This window comes from Amycolatopsis sp. NPDC051716 (assembly GCF_040681595.1).
Lineage (GTDB): Bacteria > Actinomycetota > Actinomycetes > Mycobacteriales > Pseudonocardiaceae > Amycolatopsis.
The window spans coordinates 140,613-148,262 of record NZ_JBFAZA010000027.1; the positions used below are offsets into that span (position 1 = coordinate 140,613).

The window sequence follows — 7,650 nt, forward strand, 5'->3', positions numbered from 1 at the left end:
GAGCGGGCGGCGCTCGCGACACTGCGGGAGGCGGACGAATGGGGCTCCGGATACTCGGCGCAGCAGCTCACGACCTGGACCACCGTGCCCGGCAAGCTTTTCCGCGGTTGCCAGGCTTCCGGTGAAAAACCCGCTCGGCCGCTATCCGGTCGCTCCAGAGCTGGGCATAGTTGGCTGGATGGGGCCCGAAAACCTTTCTCGTCGTGAACTTCTCGTCCGAGGTGGCGCAGCCGCCGCCGCACTGGCCGTGGCCGGGGCGGGGGTCGCCGAGGCCGAACCGGACAGCCTGCCGGATGGCGGGCGGGACGGCGTCGTGCTGCGGGAGGGCACGAACATGTCCGCCGCGCTGTCGCCGGACGGCCGGTGGATCGCGGTCGACCTGGTCACCGGGATCTGGGTGCTGCCCGCCGGCGGCGGTCGCGCCCGCCGGCTCACCGACGACCTCCAGGACGCCACGCTCCCCAGCTGGTCGCCGGACGGCCGCCGGATCGCGTTCCAGTCCTACCGCGACGGCAACTTCCACCTGTACGTCATCGACGTCGCCGGCGGTGCGCCCCGCAAGCTGACCAGCGGGCAGTTCGACCACCGGGAGCCCGTGTTCTCGCCGGACGGCACCAAGCTCGCCTTCAGCAGCGACCGGGACGGCAGCTACGGCATCCACCTGCTGGACGTCGCTTCCGGAGCGATCAGCACGGTGGTGTCCACCCCGGACGAAGAGGCGTCGCCGCGGTGGTCGGCCGACGGAACGAAGATCGTCTTCACGGTGAACGACGCCGCCATCGACGTCGTCACCGTGGCCACCGGCGCCCGCACGCGCCTGGTCACCGCGACCGGCACCGACAAGTTCTACGGCCCCGCGTTCGGTCCCGGCGGGCAACCCAGCTACCTGCGGCTGCGGGGCGCCGAAGCGGACCTCATGCTCGGCGAGGAGCAGCTGACCAAGGGCGAGGACGTCTTCGGCTTCGCCGCGAACTGGTCCGGGTCCGCCGTGCTCTACACCGCCGACGGGCACCTCCGGCGGCGCGAACAGTCCGGCGCCGTCAAGGACATCCCGTTCGAAGCCGGCGTGTCCACGGCGCCGCGCGACTACCGGAGGCGGGTCCGTGACCTGGACTCGCCCGCGCCGAAGCCCGTCCGGGGCATCGCCGGTCCGGTGGTCTCCCGGGACGGCAAGCGGATCGCGTTCCGGGCCCTCAACGCGATCTACGTCGTCGCGGCCGGCGGTGGCCGGCCGCAGCGGCTGATCGGCGACGGCTACTTCAACTCCGACCCGGACTTCCACCCGGACGGGACGAAGCTGCTCTACACGAGCGACCGGCTCGGCACCGCCGACCTGTGGCTGCATGACCTCGGCACCGGCAAGGACACCGTGCTCACCCAGCTGGCGGGCGCCCAGGTCGCGCCGCGGTGGTCGCCGGACGGCGGCCGGGTGGCCTACGCCGACCAGGACGGCGCCACGTGGATCCACGACGTCGCCTCGAACAAAGCCCAGCAGGTCACGCCGCCGCTGTTCATGCCGGGCCGTCCCACCTGGTCGCCCGACGGGTCGGTCCTCGCGCTGGCCGCGGTCAAGCCGTACTCGAAGCGCTACCGCGAAGGCACGAGCCAAATCCTCACGGTCGACCTCAAGACTCAGGAACTCCGCTACGCCGAGCCGATGCCGTTCCGTTCGCTCGCCACCCGCGGCGACGACGGTCCACTGTGGTCACCCGACGGCCGGTACCTCGCGTTCACGGTCGAGAGCGTCGCCTGGATCGCCCCCGTCGACGGCTCCGGACGGCTGATCGGGGCGCCGAGGCAGGTCACCCACGACGTCACCGATTCCCTGGCCTGGCAGGGGAACGACACGCTCGTGTACCTGTCGAAGGGGCAGCTCAAGGCCCAGAAGATCACCGGCGGCGAGCCGCGCACGATCCGGCTCGACTTCACCTGGGCCCGGCCGCGCCCACCGCACCCGACCGTCATCCACGTCGGCGCGGCGTGGGACGGCGTCGCCCGGACGCTGCGGCGCGACGTCGACATCGTCGTCGCCGGTGGCCGGATCGCCGACGTCCGGCCGCACCGGGACGCACCGGGAACCGTCGACGCGCACGACCTGACCGCCATGCCCGGCCTCGTCGACATCCACAACCACTGGCACCTGCGCGGCCGGCAGTGGGGTGACCGGCAGGGCAGGCTTTGGCTGTCCTACGGCATCACCACGACCCGCTCGCCCGGCGACCCGGTGTACCAGATGCTGGAGACGCGCGAGGCGCTGGAATCCGGAAACCGCGTCGGGCCAAGGTACTTCGGCACCGGGGAAGCCATCGACGGCTCCCGGATCTACTACAACTTCATGCGGCCGACCCTGTCGCCCGAGCAGCTGAACCTGGAGCTGTCCCGCGCGGTCGAGCTCGAGTACGACATGATCAAGACGTACGTCCGGCTGCCCGTGGCCTCCCAGCAGGCCGTGGTCCGGGCCGCGCACCGGGCGGGCATCCCGCTGTCGTCGCACTACCTGTACCCGGCGGCGAACATCGGCATGGACGCGATGGAGCACACCGGGGCCACCAACCGGCTCGGGTACTCGCACACCGTCAGCCGGATCGGCCGGGCGTACCAGGACGCGGTCGCCCTGTTCGTCCGCTCGGGGATGTCGCTCACGCCGACGTTGTTCACCTCCCGGGCGCTGTACGCGGACGACAAGTCGCTCGTGACCGACGAGCGCACCGAGGTCCTGTTCCCGCCGTGGGAGTACCAGCTGCTCAAGACCACGGCGGACACCGCGGGCAACCCGGAGAACGCCTACCTCCGCCAGGCCCTCGCCGGGAACGTCGACATGGTGCTGCGGATCCACCGCGCGGGCGGGTTCGTGGTGACGGGTACGGACTCCCCGCTGGACAACGTGGCCGTCTCGACCCACCAGAACCTGCGGGCCATGGTCGCGTTCGGGTTCACGCCGTACGAGGCGCTCACCACCGCCACCCGCAACCCGGCGCGGTGGCTGGGACTCGAGGACCGGATCGGGGTGCTCAAGCCCGGTGCGTACGCCGATCTGTCGCTCGTGAGCGGCAACCCGTTGCAGGACATCAAGGCGGCCGCGAACGTCCGCAGCGTGCTGGTCGGCGGGGTGCCGCACACGGTCGGCGAGCTGCTCGCGCCCTACCGGAACCAGCCGGGGCCGCGGGCGGCCACCGAGGTGGCGCCCGCGGCCCGGTCGGCGGAGAAGCAGCACTGGTGGCACGTTCCGGAGTGGTCGGAACACGTCTGCTGCGCGGGCTGATTACCAGCCGGCGGGCAGGGGCCGGCCTTCGGCGAACCCGGCCGCCGACTGGACGCCCAGCAGCGCGCGCTCGTGGAACTCCTCGAGCGTCCGCGCACCCGCGTAGGTGCACGAGGACCGGACCCCGGAGCCGATCGAGTCCAGCAGGTCCTCGACGCCCGGGCGCTGCGGGTCGAGGGACATCCGCGACGACGAGATGCCCTCTTCGAACAGCGCCTTGCGCGCGCGGTCGAACGAGTTGTCCGTCCGCGTCCGTGCGCCGACCGCACGCTTCGACGCCATGCCGAACGACTCCTTGTAGGGCCGGCCCTGCTCGTCGAACCGCAGGTCGCCGGGCGATTCGTAGGTGCCGGCGAACCACGAGCCGACCATCGCCGCGGACGCGCCGGCGGCCAGCGCCAGTGCGACGTCACGCGGGTGGCGGACCCCGCCGTCGGCCCAGACGTGCTTGCCCAGCTCGCGTGCGGCGGCCGCGCAGTCGGCGACCGCGGAGAACTGCGGGCGGCCGACGCCGGTCATCATCCGGGTGGTGCACATCGCGCCCGGCCCGACCCCGACCTTGACGACGTCGGCGCCGGCCTGGATCAGGTCGCGCGTGCCCTCGGCCGTGACCACGTTCCCGGCGACCACCGGGACCTGCGGCGACACCGACCGGACGGCCTTCAGCGCGGCGATCATCTTCTCCTGGTGCCCGTGCGCGGTGTCGACGACCAGCACGTCGACACCCGAGCCGAGCACGGCTTCGGCCTTCGCGGCGACATCGCCGTTGACGCCGACCGCGGCGGCGACGCGCAGCCTGCCCGCGTCGTCGACGGCCGGGGTGTAGATGTCCGCGCGCAGCGACCCGACGGCGGTCAGCACGCCCGCGAGCCGGCCGTCGGCGTCCAGGCCCAGCGCCAGGTTCGCGCCGTGGCTGTGCAGGAGTTCGAAGACCTCGCGCGCCGGGGTGGTCAGCGGGACCGCGACGGCCGGGGGCTGCGCGACGTCGGCGAGCCGCGCGAAGCGGTCCACGCCCGCGCAGGCCGCTTCGTCGACGATGCCGACCGGGCGGCCTTCGCCGTCCACGACGACGACAGCGCCGTGCGCCCGCTTGTGGACCAGGTTGAGAGCGTCGGCGACGGCGTCACCGCCGGTCAGCACCAGCGGGGTGTCCCACACGGTGTGGCGGCTCTTCACCCAGCCGACGATCTCCGAGACGGCCTCGGGATCCACATCCTGGGGCAGGACGACCAGCCCGCCGCGGCGGGCGACGGTCTCGGCCATCCGGCGGCCGGCGACCGCGGTCATGTTGGCGACCACGATCGGGATCGTCGCGCCGGTGCCGTCCGCGGTGGAGAGGTCGACGTCGAAGCGGGACTCCACGTCCGAACGGTTCGGCAGCAGGAACACGTCGTCGTAGGTCAGGTCGTGGGCAGGCCGATGGCCGTCGAGGAAACGCACGAGTCCCCAGACTACCTGCCGGGCCCGTGGCAGGATCTCAGGGTATGAGCCGCCGCGACCGGGACGACGAGGGACGGGCACGCAACGCACGGCCGCGTGACGGCCTCGGCCGGCCGCTGCCGTACGGCGCGGACGGCGTCGAGCGCCAGCCCGAAGGCATCGCGCGCAGCCCGGCGCAAACGCTTGCGGAGGCCCAGCGGCTGCTCGACGACGGCAAGCCGTTCCACGCGCACGAGGTCTTCGAGGACGCCTGGAAGACCACTGACGGGCCGGATCGCGAACTCTGGCGCGGTCTCGCCCAGCTGGCCGTCGGGCTGACGCACGCGGCACGCGGCAACAACGTGGGCGCGGTGTCGCTGCTGGAGCGCGGCGCGGCGAACATCGAGCCGTTCCGGGACGAGCCACCGCACGGCATCGACGTCGCCGGGCTGCAGGAGTGGGCCCTCGCGCTGGCGGAGGAAGCCAAGCAGCGAGTCCGGGTATCGCCTAGCCCGCCGCGGCTGACGTGCTGACGACCGTCGGGGTCGCGGTCATCGCGGCCATCGCCTCGCTGGCCGGGGTGACGCTGGGGGCGCTGGTCGAGCCGCTGAAGCTCAACGCGGCGCGGCGGGCGAAGCTGCGCCAGGACCGGGCCGACCGGTGCGCCGGGTTCATCGAGGCCGCCGTCCGGGCCCGGCAGCACAACATCGACCTCAACGTCATCCACCGCCGGCGCGTGTACAAGGAACTCCCCGAAGCGGACGACGAGCGCACCGCCGGGTACGAAGATTCCTACTACGTCGCCCGCGCGCAGATGCGGTCGTTCTTCGGCCTGCTCGTGATGAGCGGCCCCGACGAACTGGTCGAACAGGCCCGCACGGTCCGGCAGCGGGACCTGGACCTGCACGTCGTCCGGCTCGAGGTCGAGGACGGCGCGTTCGTCTTAAGGCTGGTCCCAGCCGTCCGAAGCCGCCTTCTCGGCGCCGATCGTCGTGCCCTCGCCGTGCCCGGTGTGGACCTTTGTCGCCTCCGGGAGCGCGAACAGCTGCTCGCGGATGGAGTGCACGATCGTCGGATAGTCCGAATAGGACCGGCCGGTGGCGCCGGGGCCGCCGTGGAAGAGGGTGTCGCCGGTGAACACCACGCCCAGTTCCGCCGCGTACAGGCACACCGCGCCGGGCGCGTGCCCCGGCGTGTGGATGACGCGGAGCTCGGTGCCGGCGATGGTGAGCACCTGACCGTCGGCCAGTTCGCCGTCCGGGGCGCGGTCCGGGTGCGTCAGGTTCCAGACGACCCGGTCGTCCGGGTGCAGCAGGATCGGCGCGCCGGTCGCGGCGGCGAGTTCCGGGGCGGCGTTGACGTGGTCGTTGTGCGCGTGGGTGCAGACGATCGCGGCCAGTTTCCGGTCGCCCACGACGTTTTCGATCGCCTTCGCGTCGTGCGCCGCGTCGATCACGATCACTTCCGCGTCGTCGCCCACGAGCCAGACGTTGTTGTCGACGTCCCAGCTGCCCCCGTCGAGCCGGAAGACACCGGAGGTCACCAGGTTCTGCACGATCGCCGTCATGCGCCCGACCCTAGTGGTCATTCGATCGGCCGACGACATACCGGCGGTATGCTACCGTCGAGTCATCTTACTGTGAGTAAGTTCGAGAGGTGGCGCGATGACCCTCCTGGCGGAGCCGATGAAGCTGCGGTGCGGAGCGGTGCTGCCCAACCGCCTGGTGAAGTCGGCGCTGAGCGAGCAGCTCGGCGACCGCCGCAACGCGCCCACCCGCGAACTCGCGCAGCTGTACCGGACCTGGGCCCGTGGCGGCGCGGGCGCGTTGATCACCGGGAACGTCATGGTCGACCCCGCCGCGCTCGGCGAGCCGCGCAACGTGGCCGCGACGCCGGATCCGGCGGTCTACCGGCCGTGGGCCGGCGCGGTCGAGGGCACGGACACGCGGCTGTGGGTGCAGCTGAACCACCCCGGCCGGCAGAGCCCGCGGTACCTGTCGCGGCAGCCCGTCGCGCCGTCCGTGGTGCCCTTCGGCGATCGAGGCGTCCGCACCGCCTTCGCCGTCCCGCGGCCCCTGACCGGCGAAGAGATCGAAGCGATCATCGAACGCTTCGGCATCGCGGCGCGCACGTTCGTCGAAGCGGGCTTCACGGGCGTGCAGATCCACGGCGCCCACGGCTATCTGGTCTCGCAGTTCCTTTCCCCGCTGACGAACCTGCGGACCGACGCCTGGGGCGGCGACGCGGTGCGCCGCCGCCGGTTCCTGCTCGAGGTGGTCCGGCGGGTGCGCGAAGCGGTCGGCGACGCCGTGCCGGTGTCGGTCAAGCTCAACAGCGCGGACTTCCAGCGTGGCGGCTTCACCGAGGACGAGTCCCTGGAGGTCGTGCGCGAACTCGGTGAGGCCGGGCTGGACCTGCTGGAAGTCTCCGGCGGCACGTACGAGAAGGCCGCGATGATGGGCGCCGGGCGCGCGAGCACCCAAGCGCGCGAAGCGTACTTCCTGGACTACGCGGCGAAAGCGCGTGAAGTCTCCGATGTTCCCCTGATGGTCACCGGCGGGTTCGCGTCACCGGACGGCATGGCCGACGCGCTGCGCTCGGGCGAGGTCGACGTGATCGGGCTCGGCCGCCCGCTGGTCGCCGACCCCGGCCTGCCCGCCCGGCTGCTCGCCGGCGAGGACGTCCGCGCCGAGCGGCTGTGCCCCAAGACCGGGATCCGGCTGGCCGACAGCCTCCTGGAGATCCAGTGGCACACCCGGCAGATGCACCGGATCGCCGCGGGCAAGCCGGTCGACCGGCGCGGCGCGCTCCCGACGCTGGTGCAGGCCGGGCTCACCGACGGGATCAACGCCTTCCGCCGCGTCCGGGGTTAGGCGCAATGCCGGAAAGTTAAGGCTCAGGGGCGTGTGTCAACTCGGTGATGATCGTGATGGTGATGGTTGCTGGGTAGTTGGTGCGGTCGGTCTGGC

6 protein-coding genes are annotated in these 7,650 nt (G+C 72.1%); 3 read left to right on the top strand and 3 right to left on the bottom strand.

Going from position 1 to position 7,650, the window contains the following annotated elements; all coding sequences use genetic code 11:
- Positions 1-178 precede the first annotated feature (178 nt).
- Complete coding sequence (locus tag AB0M30_RS31910) at positions 179-3,262, top strand: amidohydrolase family protein (protein WP_364591304.1); 3,084 nt, start codon at positions 179-181, stop codon at positions 3,260-3,262.
- Here the strand turns inward: AB0M30_RS31910 and AB0M30_RS31915 are convergent, their stop codons facing one another.
- Positions 3,263-4,702: a GuaB1 family IMP dehydrogenase-related protein gene (locus tag AB0M30_RS31915; protein ID WP_103337044.1), complete on the bottom strand. Its 1,440-nt coding sequence runs from the start codon at positions 4,700-4,702 to the stop codon at positions 3,263-3,265. It abuts the gene before it with no gap.
- A 44-nt stretch (positions 4,703-4,746) separates the two neighbouring features.
- Between AB0M30_RS31915 and AB0M30_RS31920 the strand changes: the two genes are divergently transcribed.
- Positions 4,747-5,214 carry a DUF309 domain-containing protein gene (locus AB0M30_RS31920; RefSeq protein WP_103337045.1) on the top strand — a complete coding sequence of 156 codons (468 nt, stop codon included), beginning with the start codon at positions 4,747-4,749 and terminating at the stop codon, positions 5,212-5,214.
- Here AB0M30_RS31920 and AB0M30_RS31925 read toward each other — a convergent pair.
- Together AB0M30_RS31925 and AB0M30_RS31930 are read right to left on the bottom strand one after the other, a co-directional pair.
- Positions 5,189-5,398: a hypothetical protein gene (locus tag AB0M30_RS31925; RefSeq protein WP_364591309.1), complete on the bottom strand. Its 210-nt coding sequence runs from the start codon at positions 5,396-5,398 to the stop codon at positions 5,189-5,191. The two genes, AB0M30_RS31920 and AB0M30_RS31925, sit on opposite strands and share 26 nt — an antisense overlap.
- 226 nt (positions 5,399-5,624) lie before the next feature.
- Positions 5,625-6,248, bottom strand: coding sequence for an MBL fold metallo-hydrolase (locus AB0M30_RS31930; protein WP_364591312.1), 624 nt, complete (start codon positions 6,246-6,248; stop codon positions 5,625-5,627).
- A 97-nt stretch (positions 6,249-6,345) separates the two neighbouring features.
- Between AB0M30_RS31930 and AB0M30_RS31935 the strand changes: the two genes are divergently transcribed.
- Positions 6,346-7,554, top strand: a complete 1,209-nt coding sequence (locus AB0M30_RS31935; RefSeq protein ID WP_364591315.1) for an NADH:flavin oxidoreductase/NADH oxidase family protein — start codon at positions 6,346-6,348, stop codon at positions 7,552-7,554.
- Positions 7,555-7,650: the final 96 nt, after the last annotated feature.